We start from the raw sequence: 17,264 nt of genomic DNA on the forward strand, positions 1-17,264 counted from the left end.
TGCCATTGTGACCGTGACGTCAGGGTGTCCGAGTCAGGAACCCGAGGGGCCTGAGCTCATCCACCGCTTGAGGAACCCCCCGTCCGAGTCCGCTTGGGAACCCCCATCCGATCCAGTTCCGGGCAACGACGGAAAAGCCGCCTTGGGCGGAACATGTTTGGGCGGAAGAACATTGGGCTTTGAGCCGACCAGAATTGGATGCCGTCTCATCTTAGGCGGCACCGTCGGAGAGCGCGAAGGAATTGCTTGGTCGGGCATTAGTCCGCCCTCCTCAACTGCGCAGCCATGACCACTTCCCCGGTGCGCGGTTCCCAAAACAGCGGGGCCACCGCGACTCGACGCCATGCGTAGAAATGGGGGCCACCAGTAAACCGAACTGGAGCGAGCGCGTCGCCCCGTCGTCAGAAACCAGTCAAGACACGTCTCCCTTTTGCTCTCCAACGGAATTGGATCGATTCCAACCCAGCAAAAGCAAAGGAGTGCCGATGGAGTTGCGTCAACGCGCATGGAACACGGGGTTTGAGCTAACTCACATCGCACTCATCCACTATCGGTCCCGGCCTGCCCGCCGTATATGGACCGTTGGAGCCATCTTCAGACCGGTTCCGTGCCTAGGCCCTTCGCGCTCAGCTCGGAGTTCTGAAATGAGCGCGACAACGCCACCGCCTGAGCCCGCGTGCTGACCCCGAGCTTTCCCAAGATGCTGTGCACGTGGTTCTTGACCGTGTGCAACGCGATGCAGAGTCGTTCTGCGATGTCTCGATTCGACAGGCCTATCTCCAGCATCCGTAGGATCTGGATCTCACGTGCTGTTAGAACTAGTTCCTTCGCCACTGGCTGCCGCTGCGCAGCAAGCGCCGACAAGCGCTTGAGCAGGATTGCGGAAACCCTTGGCGAGCAAAGGGACTCCCCGTCGAAGACCTTGGAGATCAGGACGATCAGATCGTCGAGCGACTCGGTTCGCAGGTGGTAACCGGCAACACCCGCCTCAGCGCAGGCGACGATCTCCGATTCGTCGTCCTCGGAAATGCCGACAACGATCACCTTTGCGTGCGGGCATGTCTCCCGTAGCGAATTGAGCACGGTCACGCTATCGCCGGTGAGCATATTCAAGAGAATGATATCCGGAGTGGCTACGCCCACTGACGCACGTAACGACGGCAAATCCCAGGCGACGGCCGGCATGGAAGTGCCGTTGACAGCGAAGACCGCAGCTAAATTCTCGCGCTGAAGCGTGCAGCCGTCGAGGATCAGAATCTGGGCATGGGGAAGCTGACCACGGCGTTCCGCTACTCCCGGTAAATGCTCTCTGTGTGACACCAGTCGAGTGGACGGAGCCGTCCGAGCATCCGGATCGTACATCGCGCGCGATCGTGACGCCGAGAATCGTTCACGTACATGGCCATTGGCGGGAGCCGTCGTCTTCCGATGCTCCATGGGTGAACATCCGGTGGCAATGCTCTCCGGGTCCGAGCTCGGAAACGGGTGATCCGCCGGGGGTTGCGCCAGCTCGCCCGACAGACGGATGTTCGCGCGATCGAGAGGTCTTCGGCCTCCTCGTAGAATGTGCTCGGGAATCACTCCAGAGACAGTGTGCTCGCCCTTTTCAGTTGTATACACCAGACGAGCCATTGCCTGCCTCCCCTCGATTGCTCGAACGATTGCGTCGTCGACGAGCAAGATTCGCTTTTGAACGCGGTCACCTTGTCCGGCGGGACTGCCACAGAGCAGTCTGCGCACCAGCGACGGCGCCGTCAGCGCTCCCCAAAGAACGCCCCCGCGTCCCCCAACTCCACCACAGCCTGCAGAAGAATGTCTGCGGCTGTGCTAACCCCGGCCCTTCCCGCTTAACCCCCATATCTCATGCTTTGCTGCCAAGATGGCCAATCTTAATCCTTTGCCAAAAATGCCGTCAATGGTTAAGTAATACCGGGCCGTGCAAACGTTCCCTAGGGAACTAGTTTGCCTGCTGGCCCTTCGGAATGCGCTGAACGAATCCCCTGCTGAGGAGGCGGCTACACAAATTTTCGTATGACAACGGTGAGATTTCCGCGCTGCGGTTTCGTTTTGCTGGCGATTCGCCTGGGAAACATCCTGCACGAGCCGAAACCAGACCAAAAGTACGAACACAGGATCGCTGGCTCACGCCTCACTCGCGCGGCTGGCATGCTCATGTCGTTAGCTGCCGCCAACGAACCTCGAGATATATCTACGCCTCCGCTGAAACTTTGCTAGGTCCGCAGCGCGCCGCCCAAGCAAGGAAGCGTCAGGGCCGCGTCGTTGACCACCGGCACGGTTGACAGTGATAGGCCTCCGGTCACCCTCCGCCAGATTCAAAGCCCTACGAACTTCTCCGAGCAACGGCGTGAAGTGCCCCGCCGGCGTCGCCCGCGGTCACATCCCGCGCCCGATCCTCTCGCCGTTCTGTGTCTTGGACGATCGGGCAGTAGAACCGATGGCGGCCTCACGCTGTGCTCGGCTCTACATCCAGATGTCCGCTTGCCGCCCTAACCGAGGATGAGACCAGACGTCGGCACGCCGGTGCCGGCCGTGACGAGCACGTGTTCGACGTCGGGTACCGGGTTGACCGAGGTGCCGCGCAGCTGCCGCACGCCCTCGGCGATGCCGTTCATGCCGTGGATGTAGGCCTCACCGAGCTGACCGCCGTGGGTATTGATGGGCAGCCGTCCGCCGATCTCGACGGCACCGTCCGCGATGAAGTTCTTGGCCTCGCCCCAACCACAGAACCCCAACTCCTCCAACTGAATCAAGGTGAACGGCGTGAAGTGGTCGTAGAGGATCGCGGTCTGGATGTCCGTCGGCTTCAGCCCGGACTGGGCCCACAACTGCTTGCCCACCAGCCCCATCTCGGGCAGCCCGTCGAGCTCGGGCCGGTAGTAACTGGTCATCGAGTACTGGTTCGGGCTGGCACCTTGCGCCGCTGCCTCGATGATGGCGGGTCGCTGCTTGAGGTCCTTGGCCCGCTCCGGCGACGTGATGACCAGCGCGACGCCGCCGTCCGTCTCCTGGCAGCAGTCCAGCAACCGCAGCGGCTCGGCGATCCACCGGGAGGCCTGGTGCTCCTCGATGGTGATCGGCTTCTCGTAGAAGTACGCCTTCGGGTTCTTGGCGGCGTGCTTGCGGTCCGCGACCGAGATCGCGCCGAAGTCCCTACTCGTCGCTCCCGACAAGTGCATGTACCGCTTGGCGATCATCGCCACTTGCGCTGCAGGGGTGGACAGCCCGTGCGGATAGGAGAACGAGTTGTCGACGCCGGTCGAATCGGCGTTCTCGACCAGCCGCATCTGCACCTGGCCGAACCGCATGCCCGACCGCTCGTTGAACGCGCGATACGCCACCACGCAATCGGCGATCCCGGTGGCGACGGCCATGGCGGCCTGCTGCACGGTCGCACACGCCGCACCGCCGCCGTGGTGGATCTTGGAGAAGAACTTCAGGTCCCCCATACCGGTGGCGCGCGCGATGGCGACCTCGGTGTTGGAGTCCATCGTGAACGTCGTCATGCCGTCGACGTCCGCGGGCGTCAGACCCGCATCGTCGAGCGCGTCGAGCACCGCCTCGGCGGCAAGGCGCAGCTCGCTGCGGCCGGAGTTCTTGGAGAAGTCGGTGGCGCCGATGCCGACGATCGCGGCCTTGCCGGACAATCCGTCGCTCACGCGACCCCTCCGATCGTCAGAGTCGCGCTTGCGATGACGTGATCGCCAAGCCTGTTGCTGCCCACGATCTTCAGCGTGATCAGTCCGTTCTCGACGCCGGTCACCTCGCCCTTGAACGTCACGGTGTCGTACGCGTACCACGGCACGCCGAGTCGCAACCCGATCGACTTGATCACGGCGTTCGGTCCCGCCCAGTCGTTGATGTAGCGCTGCACCAGGCCGGTGTCGGTGAGGATGTTGACGAAGATGTCCTTGGACCCCTTCGTCTGCGCCTTGTCCCGATCGTGGTGCACGTCCTGGTAGTCGCGGGTGGCGATGGCCGTCGAGACGATGAAGGTGGGATCGCCGTACAGCGCCAACTCGGGCAGCTTGGTCCCGACCTCTATCGCGGGTGCGCTCATGCGTCCGGCTCCCACGCGTAGTTGGTCCAGGCCGGACCGACGTCGTTGGCCGGGAAGTCGATGTACATGGCGCGGACTGGCATTCCGATCTCCACGGTCGAGGGGTCGACGTTGCGTAGCTCGCCGAGCATTCTTACGCCCTCGTCGAGTTCGATGAGGGCGATGACGAACGGCAGCGTGCGGCCGGGCACCTTCGGTGCGTGATGCACGACGAAGCTGAAGACCGCGCCCGTGCCGCTGGCGACGACGTAATCGGTCTCAGTCACTTCATCTTTGGCGTCCAGCCACAGCGCCGGTACCGGCGGGTGCTGCAGCGTGCCGTCGGCTCGCTTCTGGATGCGCAGCTCGTGCGCGTTGACGCCGTCCCAGAAGAACTTGGTGTCCTTGGACGACGCGGGGCGCATCGCCGAATCGGCGTCCAAGTCGTCGGGCACCGACGACGTAGGCGTTTCGCCAGCTTTATCCGCCGGGATGAACTTCATGATGCGCCACATCATCTCGGCGACGTCCTCGTCGCCCACCTGCCAGGTGATCTTCTGCGTGATGAAGAAGGCCTCGCCCAGCGCGGTCTGCTTCGGCCCGACCACGTCGGTCAGTTCGGCGGCGACGCTGACCTCTTCACCGGGGCGCAGATAGCGATGGTAGGTCTGCTCGCAGTTGGTCGCGACAACGCCGATATAGCCTGCATCATCGAATAATTCGAGGATCTTGCCCAACGGGTCGTCGTCGGGCCGGACGCCGCCGAGACCCATCATCGTCCAGACCTGGATCATCGCGGGCGGCGCCACGATGCCGGGATGACCGGCGGACTTGGCCGCGGCCTCGTCGACGTAGATCGGGTTCTTGTCGCCGATGGCGTCGAGCCAGTGGTCGATCATCGGCTGGTTCACCGGGTGGCGTCCGACCCGCGGCTTGCTGCGCCCCTCGGCCTTGACCCGCTCGGCCGCCTTTTGAATGTCCTCGATTGTCACCTTGGCACCCTCGGAACCTTCAGTCCGGATGCAGCGATCATCTCGCGCATCACCTCGTTGACGCCGCCACCGAACGTGATGACCAGGTTGCGCTTGGTCTGGCTGTCGAGCCACTCGAGCAACTCGGCGGTTTCCGGGTCGGCCGGGTTGCCGTGGGCACCGACGACCGCCTCGGCGAGCCGCCCGATGTATTGAATGCGCTCGGTGCCAAAGACTTTGGTTGCCGCCGCATCGGCGACGTCGATGTTCTCTCCGGATGCCGCTACCTGCCAGTTGAGCAGCTCGTTGATGCGCCACATGGCCTTGATCTCACCGAGCGAACGCTTGACGTCGTCGTGGTCGAGCGGGATGTCTCCCGCACTCCCCGGCTTGGACGCCCACGCGTGTATGCGGTCATAGATGGAGGCGACCCGCCCAGCGGGACCGAGCATCACTCGCTCGTTGTTGAGCTGGGTGGTGATCAGTCGCCAGCCGCCGTTCTCCTCACCGACGAGCATGTCGGCCGGTACCCGCACGTCACTGTAATACGTGGCGTTGGTGTGGTGCGCGCCGTCGGACAGGATCATCGGCGTCCACGTGTAGCCGGGATCCTTCGTATCGACGATCAATATCGAAATGCCCTTGTGCTTCACGGCTTCCGGATCGGTCCGGCACGCCAGCCAGATGTAGTCGGCGTCATGTCCACCCGTGGTGAAGACCTTTTGTCCGTTGACGATGTACTCGTCGCCGTGGCGGACCGCGCTGGTGCGCAACGACGCCAGATCGGTGCCTGCATCCGGCTCGGTGTAGCCGATCGCGAAGTGCACCTCGCCGGCCAGGATGCCGGGCAGAAACTTCTTCTTCTGCAACTCGCTGCCGAACTGCTGCAAGGTCGGCCCGACGGTCTGCAGCGTGACGGCAGGCAGCGGCACGTCGGCTCGTTGTGCCTCGTTGACGAAGATCGACTGCTCGATGGGGCCGTACCCCAGGCCGCCGAACTCCTTGGGCCAGCCGACGCCCAGCTTGCCGTCCGAGCCCATCCGCTTGATCACCGCCCGGTAGGCCTCGTTGTGCCGGTCGGACTCCATCGCCTTGGCTTCTTCGGGGCTGATGAGGTTCGAAAAGTACTGCCGCAGTTCGGCTTGCAGCTGACGCTGTTCGGGGGTCAGTTCGATGTACACAGTTCTCCCACCAGGTCGAGGCGGTGTGACGGACCGCCGAGCAGCCGGGTCAGGTCCTTGATCGTCGAGTAGTACCGGTCCATCGGGTAGGCGATGTCCATGCCCATCCCGCCGTGCAGATGGTGGCAGAGCTGCATCACCGGTGGCGCCTGCGACGTCACCCAGTACCCGAGGACGTCGAGGTCCTCGTCGGCGTCCCGGCCTTCAGACAAGCGCCAGATCACCGACGTGGAGGCCAGCGATATGGTGCGCGACGCGATGTACACCTCGGCGAGCTGCGCCGCCACGGTCTGGAACGTCGACAGCGGCTTGCCGAACTGCTCTCGGGTGGCCACGTAGTCGGCCGTGAGCCGCAACGCTCCTGCGACGAGTCCGGCGGCGAATGCCCCCGTCGACGCCAGCACCAGCTGATTGACCCGACGCGCGTCGGCACCGGCCAAGACGTCGGCACCGGGCACCGGCACGTCGGCGAACGTCACCACGTACTCGTCGGAGTGGTTCGACGTCGGGGTCGTCGTCAGCGTCACGCCGGGGGCCTTGGGCGACACCACGACCACTGCGGTGTCGGTGGTGACGAGCATCCAATCCGCAAGCTCTGCATAGGGAACACCGACCTTGGTGCCCGACAGCTTCCCGCCGGCCAGGGTCGTGCCTGGCCGCTCGGGCAACGACGAACCGGGCTCGTTCAGTGCGGCGGTGAGCACGCCGCCCTTGGCCACGCCTGCCAGGAAGCGGTCCTGCTGCTCGTCGGAGGCCAGATCCAACAGCGGCACCAGCCCGAGGCCGAGAGTCGCGAGCGCGGGGCTCACGGTGCCGTGCCTCCCGATCTCGGTGAGCGCCGTGGTGATCTCCGGCAGTCCCAGCCCGTCACCGCCCAGCCGCTCCGGGACGCCGAACGCGACGACACCGCCGTCGACGAGTGCATCCCAGCTGTTGTCCCGCCCGAGTGCAGAAGTCACCACGTCGGCGACGGCCTGCTGTCCTTCGTCCGGACTGAAGTCCACCCGAATCCTCCTTGATCCTGGGAAGTTTGAGCGCTCCGCGAGCGCTTAAGCGTTGGCGCCCGTGTAGTCGACCTGCCAATGCTTGATGCCGTTGAGCCACCCCGACCGTAGCCGCTCGGGCTCGCCGATGGGCTTGAGATCTGGCATGTGGTCGGCAACCGCGTTGAAGATGAGGTTGATCGTCATCCTGGCCAGGTTCGCGCCGATGCAGAAGTGCGCGCCGGTGCCGCCGAACCCGACGTGCGGATTCGGGTCGCGCAGGATGTTGAACGCATGCGGATCCTCGAAGACGTCTTCGTCGAAGTTGGCCGAGCGGTAGGACATCACCAGCCGCTGGCCCTTCTTGATCTGTACGCCTGCGAGCTCGGTGTCCTCGTTGGCGGTGCGCTGGAACGCCGACACCGGCGTGGCCCAGCGGATGATCTCGTCGGCCGTCGTGGACGGGCGCTCCTTCTTGAAGAGCTCCCACTGGTCCGGATTGTTCGCCAGCGCGATCATGCCGTGCGTGATCGAGTTGCGAGTCGTCTCGTTGCCCGCCACGGCGAGCATGATGACGAAGAAGCCGAACTCGTCGTCGGAGAGCTTCTCTCCGTCGATGTCGGCCTGGATCAGCGCCGTGACGATGTCGTCGGTCGGGTTCTTGCCCCGCTCGTCGGCCATCGCCATCGCGTACATGATCACTTCCATCGAGGACTGCGCGGGATCGACGTCGGCGAACTCGGGATCCTCGCCGCCGGTCATCTCATTGGACCAGCGGAACAACTTGTCGCGGTCGTCCTGGGGCACGCCGAGCAGACCGGCGATGGCCTGTAGCGGCAGCTCGCACGACACCTGCTCGACGAAGTCGCCCGAGCCCTCTGCCGCTGCGGCCTTCACGATGTTCTGGGCGCGCTGGGCGAGCTCCTCCTCCAGCCGGCCGATGGCTCGGGGGGTGAACCCGCGGGAGATGATCTTGCGCAATCGGGTGTGGTGCGGCGCGTCCATGTTGAGCATGACGCTGCGCTGCATCTCGACCATGTCGCGCTTCATCTCCTGCGGCCACACCGGGATCGCCCCGTTCTCCCAGCTGGAGAAGACGTCACTGCGACGCGACACCTCCTTGACGTCGGCGTGCTTGCTGACCATCCAATAGCCGTGGTCCTCGAAGCCGCCGCAACCGCCGGCAACGGCGACCCAGTGGATCGGCTCCGACCTGCGCAGCTCGGCAAGCTCCTCGACGGGCAGGCCGACGAGGTTGACGTCTGGATCCAGGAAGTCGAAGGCAGCTGGAATATTGGGGGGTGCCATAGCAGTGCTCTCCTCAATTGCAACGTGTTCTAGTGCCAGTAAAACATGCCTTCACCGCAGATCAAAGGCGTGGCGGCATCGCGGCTTGTCAGACTTATGAAACGTGTTCTAGCCTGGCGGAATGGGTAACCCTGTCATCGTCGAAGCCACCCGCAGCCCAATCGGAAAGCGCAATGGCTGGCTTTCCGGCCTGCACGCCACCGAACTTCTGGGTGCCGTGCAGAAGGCTGTCGTGGAGAAGGCCGGCATCGACGCCGGCGAGGTCGAGCAGCTCATCGGGGGCTGCGTCACGCAGTTCGGCGAGCAGTCGAACAACATCACCCGCGTGGGCTGGCTGACCGCCGGTCTGCCCGAGCACGTCGGCGCCACCACCGTCGACTGCCAGTGCGGAAGCGGCCAGCAGGCCAACCACCTGATCGCGGGGCTGATCTCCATCGGCGCCATCGACGTCGGAATCGCCTGCGGCATCGAGGCGATGAGCCGGGTGGGCCTTGGCGCCAACGCCGGACCGGACCGCTCGATCATCCGCGCCGCGTCGTGGGACATCGACATGCCCGATCAGTTCACCGCCGCCGAGCGGATCGCCAAGCGCCGCGGCATCACCCGCGAGGACATCGACGCGTTCGGCCTCGCCTCCCAGCAGAAGGCCAAGGTGGCCTGGGCCGAAGGCCGGTTCGACCGCGAGATCTCGCCGATCGTGGCGCCGGTGCTCGACGAGCAGAAGCAGCCGACGTCCGACCTCGCACCCGTCGGCCGCGACCAGGGTCTGCGCGACACCACGCTCGAGGGCCTGTCGCAGCTGAAGCCCGTGATGGAGGGCGGAATCCACACCGCGGGCACCTCGTCGCAGATCTCCGACGGCGCGGCCGCCGTGCTGTGGATGGACGAAGACAAGGCCCGCGCACTGGGCCTGAAGCCGCGTGCCCGCATCATCAGCCAGGCCAACGTCGGCGCCGAGCCGTACTACCACCTCGACGGCCCCGTCCAGTCCACCGCCAAGGTGCTGGAGAAGGCCGGCATGAAGATGGGTGACATCGACATCGTCGAGATCAACGAGGCCTTCGCGTCGGTGGTGCTGTCCTGGGCGCGCGTGCACGAGCCGGACATGGACCGGGTCAACGTCAACGGCGGCGCCATCGCGCTCGGTCACCCGGTGGGGTGCACCGGAAGCCGACTGATCACCACTGCGCTGCACGAGTTGGAGCGCACCGACAAGAGCACCGCGCTCATCACCATGTGTGCCGGCGGCGCCCTGTCGACCGGCACCATCCTCGAGCGGATCTAAGGGGTCAGCGCTGGGTCTGGCCCCAACAGCGCTGGCGGCCAGCGCTTCTCGCCTACTTCACGCCGAAGAACCGGTCGACCCTGTTATCGAACCGGGTCATTTCGCCAACGCCGAATCGACCCTGGATACGGTCGAAGAAGTTATCGGCGCGTTGGAGGTGGGTTTGGACGTGATTGCAGATCATCATGTGCGGGGGGGTGCACGGATGGTTTGTATCGGCTTGGGCCGTGCCTGAGCCGAGGCCCAAACCTACCGCAGCCACGGCTGTCGCCATCGCGGCGGTACCCGCAAATTTCTTGATCTTTGCGAACCGAGTAGTCATGATCACTCCTTGTCGGAATCTACTTCTCGAGTCACCCGACCTACTCGGTTAACGAGTTGTGGCACCGGTTGGTTCAAAGCAGGGTCGCAGGAGATCTTGCGTTGGCTTGCTACAACAACTGTCGAGGCCGCTGCAAGGGCAGTCATTCGATTAGCTAAGCACTCTCGGGGTTAACAGCGACGGGCAGAAGCTAGAGCTGGATGCGCGGGCGAATCCGCGCCCGAATGTGGTGGATCTTGCCGTCGCTCGCGGGGATCAGGAGCGTCTCGTCGACCTGGGCAACGACGTGGCGTCCGGCGACCTTCGGCCTGGTGACGACGGTGAACGTCGCGCGTACCTCGTCGCCGTCGACGGTGAACTCACGGTCTGTGGTCGCCGCGATGATGCGGTACTGGGGGCCGCGATTCAGGCTGCGCCGCAAGTGATCTCCGGAGAACCCGGTCTTGAGACCCACCTCGATGCGGACGCAGTCGGTCGCGAACGGCACCGAATCGCCGTCGTGGCTGGCAAGCGCGTCGATGTAGGCGTCGGCCGCGGCGATGCGGTCCGTATCCGAAACTGTGTCCACCGGCCGAGCATAGGATGACCCCATGCCAAAATCACGGCCTCGCTACATGGATTCGCCTATGGGCGACTTCTTCGTCAAGTGGATGTCGCGCCTCAACACCTGGGCTTATCGCCGCAACAACGGCCATGGGCTCGGGGGCACGTTCCAGAACATCCCCGTCGCGCTGCTGACCACGACCGGCCGAAAGAGCGGCGATCCCCGGTTCAGCCCGCTGTACTTCCACCGGGACGGCGACCGGGTGATCGTCGCGGCCTCCAAGGGCGGCAGCGCCAAGAACCCGATGTGGTACCTGAACCTGAAGGCCGACCCCAAGGTGAAGGTCCAGATCAAGGACGAGATCCTGCGCCTGACCGCGCGCGATGCCAACGACGAGGAGCGTGCCCTCTACTGGCCGAAGCTGGTCGAGATGTACCCCACCTACGACGACTACCAGTCCTGGACCGAGCGCAGCATACCGCTGGTGGTCTGCGAGCCGGCGTGAGCGCGCAGGGTCACGCGGATCTGCACTTCTACTTCGATCCGGTCTGCCCGTTCGCGTGGATCACCAGCAAGTGGGTCCGGATGGTCGCCGTCCAGCGCGACTACCTGGTGGACTGGCGGTTCATCTCGCTGCGAATCCTCAACGCGCACATCGACTACGACGCGCACTTCCCGCCCGAGTACGAGGCAGGGCACACGGCGGGTCTTCGACTGCTGCGGGTCGCCGCCCGGGTCCGGACCGAGCATGGCCGCGCGGCCGTCGGCCCCCTGTACGAAGCGATCGGCACCCGCATCTTCGACACCACGCGGTCCGTCGATCCGCTGTCGGCGTCCGATCAGGGCGCACGGCACATGCTGGAACCACTGCTGGAGTCGGTCGGTCTGCCCGCAGGCCTGGCCGACGCACTCGACGACACCTCGCTCGATGACGAGCTCCGAGCGGAGACCGAGGAGGCGCTCGCGCTGACCGGCCGCGACGTCGGAACCCCGATCCTGCACTTCCAGCCGCCGGGCGGCACCGCGTTCTTCGGACCCGTGCTCAGCAGGCTGCCCAGCGAGGACGACGCGGGCGCGCTGTGGGACCACGTCATCGGGTTGGCCTCGTTCCCCGGATTCGCCGAGCTCAAGCGGTCGCGGCGGGAGCGGCCGCAGCTGGCCAGTTTCGGGGTGGACCCCCAGGCTGCGGGCAAGGCGTAGATGGGTCGCATCTCCGAACGGATCCGTAACTCGGCGCTGCTGGCGCGGGCATTGAAGCTCTTCGCGCGCGCCCACATCGCGGTGTATCGACGGACCAATGGCAGGCTCGGCGCGAAGCTGCTGTGGTTCCCGGCGGCACTGCTCACGACGACCGGCCGCAGGTCGGGCCTATCGAGGACCACCGCGACCCTCTACCTGCGGGACGGCCAGAAAGTGGTGCTGCCCGCGTCGTTCGGCGGGCGGGACGGGAACCCGATGTGGTACCTGAATCTGCGGGCGAATCCGCACGTGCAGGTACAGGTCCGCGACGAGCACCTGGCGATGACGGCCCGCGACGCAACCGACGAAGAGCGTCGACGGTACTGGCCGGCGTTGATCCGGATGTACCCGCCGTACAAGAACTACCGTGACGCCGCGGACCGGGTCATTCCGCTGGTGGTGTGCGAACCCGCAGCCTAGGCGCCGAAGACGGGCAGCGGCGTCCGCGACTTGGCCAGCAGATCGGTGACGACGGGACCGAGTTCGGCTGGATCCCAGCGCGCGCCCTTGTCCGCCTCGGCCCCGCGGGACCAGCCCTCGGCGACGCGGATGATGCCGCCCTCGACCTCGAACACCTTACCGGTGACCTCACGGGATTCGACGCTGCCCAGCCACACCACCAACGGCGAGATGTTCTCCGGCGCCATGGCGTCGAAATCGGAGTCCTGCGTCGACATCATGTCCGCGAAGACCGTCTCGGTCATCCGGGTGCGGGCCGACGGCGCGATCGCGTTGACGGTCACCCCGTATCGGCCCATCTCGGCGGACGCCACCAGCGTCATGGCCGCGATGCCCGCCTTGGCTGCGCTGTAGTTGCCCTGTCCCACACTGCCTTGCAGGCCGGCGCCGGAGCTGGTGTTGATGACGCGGGCGTCCACCGCCGACCCCGCCTTGGACCGCGCGCGCCAGTACGCCGCAGCGTGTTTCATGGTGGCGAAGTGCCCCTTGAGATGCACGGCGATGACGGCGTCGAACTCGTCCTCGCTGGTGTTGGCGAACATCCGGTCCCGCACGATGCCCGCGTTGTTGACCAGGACGTCGAGACCGCCGAACGAGTCGACCGCGGTCTGGATCAGGCCTTCGGCCTGCGCCCAGTCGGCGACGTTGGCCCCGCTGGTCACGGCTTCGCCACCGGCAGCGGCGATCTCGTCGACGACGCCCTGCGCGGCGCTACCGCCACCGGCGGGCGAGCCGTCGAGGCCGACGCCGATGTCGTTGACCACCACGCGCGCACCCTCGGCGGCGAACGCCAATGCGTGGGCGCGTCCGATGCCGCCGCCTGCGCCCGTCACGATGACCACGCGGCCGTCGAGCAGTCCCATATCCTTGTGTCTCCCTTGTTGTTCGAGTTACTTGATGGCAGTCGTCGTCGCCAGATAGTGCGGTGGCTCGCCGCCGCCGTGCACCTCAAGCGACGCGCCGCTGATGTAGGACGCCGCGTCGGACGCCAGGAACGCGACGGCCAAACCGACGTCAACCGGCTTGGCGAGCCGGCCGAGCGGAACGTTCTTCGAGATCGCGGCGATGGAATCGGCGTCGCCGTAGAACAGTTCGGACTGCTCGGTCTCCACCATGCCGACCACCACCGAGTTCACCCGGACCTTCGGCGCCCACTCGACCGCCAATGTACTGGTGATGCTCTCCATGCCCGCCTTGGCCGCACCGTAGGGCGCGGTGCCCGGGGTCGGCCTGCGGCCACTGACGCTGGTGATGTTGACGATCGAACCGCCGTGGGGTTGCGCCTGCATGACGGCGTTCGCGTGCTGTGAAACCGACAGCGGCCCAAGCAGGTTCAGCTCGATGATCTTGGTGTTGAACTTGGCCGACGCGTCGGCGGTCAACACGTACGGAGAACCACCCGCATTGTTGACGACGACGTCGAGCCTGCCGTGGGCGCTGACGATGGCGTCGATGAGGGCCTTGACGGAGTCGTCGTCGCGGACGTCGCAGGGGTGGAACTCATATGGCAGTCCCTCGACGGGGCGGCGCGCGCAGGTGACGACGGTCGCACCCTGAGCGGCGAACACGGCGCTGATGCCTGCGCCGACTCCGCGCACGCCACCGGTCACCAGAACGACCCGACCGCCCAACTGGAAGTTGAATGGAGCACTGTCAGCGGCGGCGGTCACTGTGCTAGCGTACCAAGCAAGTGCTTGCTTAGGTAGCCACCCCCGGAGTAGCTGAGGTATTTCGCATGACGATCACCACGAAGACGGTCGAACCGGGCATCGTCTCGGTCACCGTCGACTATCCGAAGGTCAACGCCATCCCGTCCCGGGGTTGGTTCGAACTCGGCGACGCCATCACCGCCGCGGGCCGCGATCGCAACACCCACGTGGTGATCCTGCGCGCCGAGGGTCGCGGCTTCAACGCAGGCGTCGACATCAAGGAGATGCAGAACACCGAGGGCTTCACCGCGCTCATCGACGCCAATCGCGGCTGTTTCCACGCGTTCCGCGCGGTCTACGAGTGCGAGGTGCCTGTCGTCGCGGCCGTCAACGGGTTCTGCGTCGGCGGCGGCATCGGACTGGTCGGAAACGCCGACGTCATCGTCGCCTCCGACGACGCCACGTTCGGTCTGCCCGAGGTGGAACGTGGCGCCCTCGGCGCGGCCACGCACCTGTCCCGCCTCGTCCCGCAGCACATGATGCGGCGACTGTTCTTCACCGCCGCCACCGTGGACGCGCAGACCCTGCACCACTTCGGCTCGGTGCACGAGGTGGTGCCGCGCGCGGACCTCGACGAGTCCGCACTGCGAGTGGCCCGCGACATCGCCAGCAAGGACACCCGGGTGATCCGGGCGGCCAAGGAAGCGCTGAACTTCATCGACATCCAGCCGGTCAACGCCAGATACCGGATGGAGCAAGGCTTCACGTTCGAGTTGAACCTGGCCGGTGTGTCCGATGAGCACCGCGACGCATTCGCCGGAACCACGAAGGGCGACAAGGTATGACGGACAAGCGAACGACGGTGGACGACGCCGTCTCGTCCATCGAGAGCGGCATGACCATCGGCATCGGTGGGTGGGGGTCGCGGCGCAAGCCCATGGCGTTCGTGCGCGCCGTGTTGCGCACCGGCGTCACCGACCTCACCGTCGTCTCCTACGGCGGACCCGACGTCGGACTGTTGTGTTCGGCGGGCAAGATCAAGCGCCTCTACTACGGCTTCGTGTCGCTTGACTCACCGCCGTTCTACGACCCGTGGTTCGCCAGGGCCCGCACCACCGGAGCCATCGAGGCGCGCGAGATGGACGAGGGCATGCTGCGCTGTGGGCTGCAGGCGGCCGCACAGCGCCTTCCGTTCCTGCCGACCCGCGCCGGGCTCGGCAGCGACGTGCGCGCCTTCTGGGGTGACGAGCTCAAGACCGTGACGTCGCCGTACCCCGCTCCGTCCGGCGGCTTCGAGGAACTCGTCGCGATGCCCGCGCTGACGCTCGACGCCGCGTTCGTCCACCTGAATCTCGGTGACGCCCAAGGCAACGCGGCCTACACCGGGATCGACCCCTACTTCGACGACCTGTTCCTGATGGCCGCCGACAAGCGCTTCCTGTCCGTCGAGCGTGTGGTCCCCACCGACGAGCTGATCAAGGCGGTGCCGCCGCAGGCACTGGTGATCAACCGGATGATGGTCGACACCGTGGTCGAGGCGCCGGGCGGCGCCCACTTCACCACCGCCGAGCCGGATTACCGGCGCGACGAGAAGTTCCAGCGGCACTACGCCGAGGCGGCCGGTTCCGACGAGACGTGGCAAGAGTTCGTCGCCACCTATCTGTCCGGCAGCGAGGCCGACTATCAGGCCGCCGTGCGCAAGTTCAAGGAGGAGCAAGCATGATCTCCGCTTCCCGAGCCGAGGTGTGCGCCGTCGCGTGCGCCGAATTGTTCCGCGACGCCGGAGAGATCATGGTCAGCCCGATGGCGCCGATGGTCGCCATCGGCGCCCGACTGGCCCGGCTGACGTTCTCCCCCGACATCCTGCTGACCGACGGCGAGGCCCGACTGTTGGCCGACACACCCGCCATGGGTGTCACCGGAGCGATCGAGGGCTGGATGCCGTTCGGCCGCGTCTTCGAGACGCTCGCCTGGGGCCGGCGCCATGTGGTCATGGGCGCCAACCAGATCGACCGCTACGGCAATCAGAACCTGTCGGCATTCGGCCCCCTGCAGCACCCGAAACGACAGATGTTCGGCGTCCGCGGCGCGCCGGGCAACACAATCAACCACGCCACCAGTTACTGGGTGGGCAACCACTCCACGCGGGTGTTCGGCGAGTCCGTCGACATCGTGTCCGGCATCGGTTGGGACAAGCTCGATTCCGGCAACCCTGCGTACCGGTTCGTCAACGTCTTCCGGGTGGTGACCAATCTGGGCGTGTTCGACTTCAACGGCCCGGACCACCAGATGCGCGCGGTGTCACTGCATCCGGGCGTCGAGGCCGCGCAGGTCAGCGAGAACACTTCGTTCGAGGTGCACGACGTGGACTCCGCGGCGACCACGCGCCTGCCCACGGGCGACGAGCAGAAGCTGATCCAGGAAGTCATCGACCCGAAGGCGCTGCGGGATCGCGAGATCCGGTCGTGAGCACGCTGCGGACGCCGCTTACCGAACTGATCGGCATCGAGCACCCCGTCGTACAGACCGGCATGGGCTGGGTGGCCGGCGCGCGGCTGGTGGCGGCAACGTCCAACGCAGGTGGCCTCGGCATCCTCGCCTCGGCCACCATGACGCTCGACGAGCTCGCGACCGCGGTGACCAAGGTCAAGGCGGCCACCGACAAGCCCTTCGGCATCAACATCCGCGCCGACGCGGGCGACGCAATCGACCGGGTCGACCTGCTGATTCGCGAGGGTGTCAAGGTCGCCTCGTTCGCGTTGGCCCCGAAGCCCGACCTGATCGCCAAGCTGAAAGAGGCCGGCGTGGTGGTCATTCCGTCGGTCGGGGCGGCCAAGCACGCCAAGAAAGTGGCTGGCTGGGGCGCCGATGCGGTGATCGTGCAGGGCGGCGAAGGCGGCGGCCACACCGGGCCGGTCGCCACGACGCTGCTGCTTCCGTCGGTGCTGGACGCGGTGGACATCCCGGTGGTGGCCGCGGGTGGCTTCTTCGATGGCCGCGGCCTGGCCGCCGCGCTGTCGTACGGCGCGGCAGGCGTCGCGATGGGCACCCGATTCCTGCTGACGTCGGACTCGACCGTGCCCGACGCGGTCAAGCAGCGCTACCTGGATGCGGCCCTGGACGGCACCGTGGTGTCGACCCGCGTGGACGGCATGCCGCATCGCGTGTTGCGTACGGGGCTGGTTGAGAAGCTCGAGAGCGGTTCACCCGTGCGTGGTTTCAGCGCCGCGGTGGTCAACGCCCAGAAGTTCAAGAAGATGTCGGGC

The 17,264-nt window shown here is 65.8% G+C and carries 19 protein-coding genes; 8 read left to right on the forward strand and 11 right to left on the reverse strand.

Translation table 11 applies throughout. From position 1 onward, the window contains the following. Positions 1–594: 594 nt before the first annotated feature. The 7 genes from QOC69_RS20210 to QOC69_RS20240 form a co-directional block, all read right to left on the reverse strand. Positions 595–1,632, reverse strand: coding sequence for a response regulator transcription factor (locus tag QOC69_RS20210; RefSeq protein ID WP_526442851.1), 1,038 nt, complete (start codon positions 1,630–1,632; stop codon positions 595–597). Positions 1,633–2,507: 875 nt separating this feature from the next. Then, positions 2,508–3,665: a 17-hydroxy-3-oxo-4-pregnene-20-carboxyl-CoA lyase gene (gene ltp2 / locus QOC69_RS20215; protein ID WP_526442887.1), complete on the reverse strand. Its 1,158-nt coding sequence runs from the start codon at positions 3,663–3,665 to the stop codon at positions 2,508–2,510. A gap of 8 nt (positions 3,666–3,673) precedes the next feature. Then, positions 3,674–4,078: a MaoC family dehydratase gene (locus QOC69_RS20220; RefSeq protein WP_526442853.1), complete on the reverse strand. Its 405-nt coding sequence runs from the start codon at positions 4,076–4,078 to the stop codon at positions 3,674–3,676. Beyond that, the gene (locus QOC69_RS20225) at positions 4,075–5,049 is read right to left on the reverse strand and encodes an OB-fold domain-containing protein (RefSeq protein ID WP_526442856.1); all 975 of its coding nucleotides are present in this window, start codon (positions 5,047–5,049) and stop codon (positions 4,075–4,077) included. The genes QOC69_RS20220 and QOC69_RS20225 overlap by 4 nt, the downstream gene beginning before the upstream one ends. Next, positions 5,046–6,209, reverse strand: a complete 1,164-nt coding sequence (fadE29, locus tag QOC69_RS20230; protein WP_526442858.1) for an acyl-CoA dehydrogenase FadE29 — start codon at positions 6,207–6,209, stop codon at positions 5,046–5,048. The genes QOC69_RS20225 and fadE29 overlap by 4 nt, the downstream gene beginning before the upstream one ends. Beyond that, positions 6,194–7,213, reverse strand: coding sequence for an acyl-CoA dehydrogenase family protein (locus tag QOC69_RS20235; protein ID WP_526442860.1), 1,020 nt, complete (start codon positions 7,211–7,213; stop codon positions 6,194–6,196). Before QOC69_RS20235 ends, fadE29 begins: the two co-directional genes overlap by 16 nt. 45 nt (positions 7,214–7,258) lie before the next feature. Continuing rightward, entirely contained in the window at positions 7,259–8,500 is a 1,242-nt protein-coding gene (locus QOC69_RS20240; RefSeq protein WP_526442862.1) for a cytochrome P450, read from the reverse strand. Positions 8,501–8,621: 121 nt separating this feature from the next. Here QOC69_RS20240 and QOC69_RS20245 point away from each other — a divergent pair, with 121 nt between their 5' ends. Then, on the forward strand, positions 8,622–9,785 hold the full coding sequence (locus tag QOC69_RS20245; protein WP_526442865.1) for a steroid 3-ketoacyl-CoA thiolase: 1,164 nt from the start codon (positions 8,622–8,624) through the stop codon (positions 9,783–9,785). A 52-nt stretch (positions 9,786–9,837) separates the two neighbouring features. Here the strand turns inward: QOC69_RS20245 and QOC69_RS20250 are convergent, their stop codons facing one another. After that, positions 9,838–10,107, reverse strand: coding sequence for a hypothetical protein (locus QOC69_RS20250; RefSeq protein WP_526442867.1), 270 nt, complete (start codon positions 10,105–10,107; stop codon positions 9,838–9,840). A 190-nt stretch (positions 10,108–10,297) separates the two neighbouring features. After that, complete coding sequence (locus tag QOC69_RS20255) at positions 10,298–10,675, reverse strand: DUF8021 domain-containing protein (RefSeq protein WP_526442869.1); 378 nt, start codon at positions 10,673–10,675, stop codon at positions 10,298–10,300. A 22-nt stretch (positions 10,676–10,697) separates the two neighbouring features. On the opposite strand from QOC69_RS20255, the gene QOC69_RS20260 reads away from it, so the two are divergent. The 3 genes from QOC69_RS20260 to QOC69_RS20270 are packed head-to-tail and all read left to right on the forward strand — an operon-like array spanning position 10,698 to position 12,310. Then, positions 10,698–11,156 (forward strand): nitroreductase family deazaflavin-dependent oxidoreductase, encoded by a 459-nt coding sequence (locus QOC69_RS20260; protein WP_526442871.1) that lies wholly within the window; start codon positions 10,698–10,700, stop codon positions 11,154–11,156. Further along, positions 11,153–11,851 carry a mycothiol-dependent nitroreductase Rv2466c family protein gene (locus QOC69_RS20265; protein WP_526442873.1) on the forward strand — a complete coding sequence of 233 codons (699 nt, stop codon included), beginning with the start codon at positions 11,153–11,155 and terminating at the stop codon, positions 11,849–11,851. The genes QOC69_RS20260 and QOC69_RS20265 overlap by 4 nt, the downstream gene beginning before the upstream one ends. Before the next feature lie 9 nt (positions 11,852–11,860). Further along, positions 11,861–12,310, forward strand: a complete 450-nt coding sequence (locus tag QOC69_RS20270; RefSeq protein ID WP_526442889.1) for a nitroreductase family deazaflavin-dependent oxidoreductase — start codon at positions 11,861–11,863, stop codon at positions 12,308–12,310. On the opposite strand, the gene QOC69_RS20275 is transcribed toward QOC69_RS20270, so the two are convergent. Together QOC69_RS20275 and QOC69_RS20280 are read right to left on the reverse strand one after the other, a co-directional pair. Beyond that, positions 12,307–13,212: an SDR family oxidoreductase gene (locus tag QOC69_RS20275; protein WP_526442875.1), complete on the reverse strand. Its 906-nt coding sequence runs from the start codon at positions 13,210–13,212 to the stop codon at positions 12,307–12,309. The genes QOC69_RS20270 and QOC69_RS20275 overlap by 4 nt on opposite strands. Before the next feature lie 27 nt (positions 13,213–13,239). Continuing rightward, positions 13,240–14,019, reverse strand: coding sequence for an SDR family oxidoreductase (locus tag QOC69_RS20280; RefSeq protein WP_526442877.1), 780 nt, complete (start codon positions 14,017–14,019; stop codon positions 13,240–13,242). A gap of 65 nt (positions 14,020–14,084) precedes the next feature. Between QOC69_RS20280 and echA20 the strand changes: the two genes are divergently transcribed. The 4 genes from echA20 to ipdC form a co-directional block, all read left to right on the forward strand. After that, positions 14,085–14,843 (forward strand): (7aS)-7a-methyl-1,5-dioxo-2,3,5,6,7,7a-hexahydro-1H-indene-carboxyl-CoA hydrolase, encoded by a 759-nt coding sequence (gene echA20 / locus QOC69_RS20285; protein ID WP_526442879.1) that lies wholly within the window; start codon positions 14,085–14,087, stop codon positions 14,841–14,843. Then, the gene (ipdA, locus tag QOC69_RS20290) at positions 14,840–15,721 is read left to right on the forward strand and encodes a cholesterol ring-cleaving hydrolase subunit IpdA (RefSeq protein WP_526442881.1); all 882 of its coding nucleotides are present in this window, start codon (positions 14,840–14,842) and stop codon (positions 15,719–15,721) included. Before echA20 ends, ipdA begins: the two co-directional genes overlap by 4 nt. Next, a complete protein-coding gene (ipdB, locus tag QOC69_RS20295; RefSeq protein ID WP_526442883.1) occupies positions 15,718–16,467 on the forward strand; it encodes a cholesterol ring-cleaving hydrolase subunit IpdB in 750 nt (249 codons plus the stop codon). The genes ipdA and ipdB overlap by 4 nt, the downstream gene beginning before the upstream one ends. Continuing rightward, the coding region (ipdC, locus tag QOC69_RS20300) for a (3aS,4S,5R,7aS)-5-hydroxy-7a-methyl-1-oxo-octahydro-1H-indene-4-carboxyl-CoA dehydrogenase (RefSeq protein WP_526442885.1) at positions 16,464–17,264 on the forward strand (801 nt) is incomplete at its 3' end. The genes ipdB and ipdC, both read left to right, overlap by 4 nt.

It is taken from the genome of Mycobacterium sp. (genome assembly GCF_032162105.1).
Lineage (GTDB): Bacteria > Actinomycetota > Actinomycetes > Mycobacteriales > Mycobacteriaceae > Mycobacterium.